Source organism: Klebsiella sp. K47, assembly GCF_051858335.1.
In the GTDB taxonomy this organism is placed as follows: domain Bacteria; phylum Pseudomonadota; class Gammaproteobacteria; order Enterobacterales; family Enterobacteriaceae; genus Klebsiella; species Klebsiella pneumoniae.
In genome coordinates, this window is sequence record NZ_JBPYUI010000081.1 from 1 (window position 1) to 980 (window position 980).

At 67.6% G+C, this 980-nt stretch carries 2 protein-coding genes; both read right to left on the reverse strand.

Annotated features, from left to right (window positions below; genetic code table 11):
* On the reverse strand, window positions 1-416 hold a 416-nt coding region (locus RRF55_RS27130), incomplete at its 3' end, for an ATP-binding cassette domain-containing protein (protein WP_439419203.1).
* A partial coding sequence (locus RRF55_RS27135; protein ID WP_126477051.1) for an ABC transporter permease subunit occupies window positions 416-980 on the reverse strand: 565 nt, incomplete at its 5' end. The genes RRF55_RS27130 and RRF55_RS27135, both read right to left, overlap by 1 nt.

Consider the following 980-nt stretch of genomic DNA (forward strand, 5'->3'; position numbering starts at 1 on the left):
CGCTGCCCGCCGGAGAGCGTGGCCGGATCGCGCGGGGCGAAGCCCGCCAGCCCGGCGCGGCTAAGCGCTTCCTCCACCGCGGCTTTTCGCGCCTCGCCGCGCACGTTCTCCGGCAGCGCCAGCTGTAAATTTTGCCCGACGCTGAAATGGTCGAACAGTAACGGGTCCTGAAACAGAATGCCGATGCGCCGATGCTCTGTCGGCAGCGTATCGCAACGCCGTTCGTTGAGCCACAGCTCGCCTCGGGCGCGAAAATCGCCGGACAGGGCGCCAATCATCCAGGCAAACAGTGTTGATTTCCCGCTACCGGAGGGGCCCATCAGCGTCAGCACCTCCCCCGGGGCTACCGAAAAGGCGACCTCCCGCAGCAGCGGCTGGCGTCTCACGCTCAGAGTCAGATGGTTTACGGTTAGCACTAGCGAAGTCCTCGTCGATAGCGGCCTGCCAGCCAGGCCAGCAGAGCGGTCAGGGTAAAGCATACCGCCGGCAGCAGTAATTGCCACAGCGCCTGAGCGGCGAGCGTCTGCGCCTCGCCGCCGCTGCTGAGCGCCACCGCCTGGCTGGTGAGCGTCGGAATTCGGCCAGCCCCCAGCCATAGCGTTGGCAGATACTGCGCGATGCTCACTGAGAAGCCCACCGCCAGGGCGGTCAGCAGTGGGCGAGTTAGCGAAGGCAGGGTCAGCAACCAGAAAATACGCGTGGATCCCCAGCCGAGCGTGCGGGCGACAACCGTCAGCCGCGGATCGCGCTGGCGCCAGGCCGGGCGCAAAATAAACAGCATCCAGGGCACCACCCACAGCAGATGGCCCCACAGGACGGTCCACCAGTCACCGTCAAGCCAGGCGTACAGCGCCAACCGGTACTGGCCGTCGGCCAGCGGCAGGGCCGGCAGGACCAGCGGTAGCCAGACCCAGCCATCGCCTCGCGCCGGGCCGCAGGCCAGCCACAGCAGGCAGACAGCCGCGCCGAGGGCGCAGGCC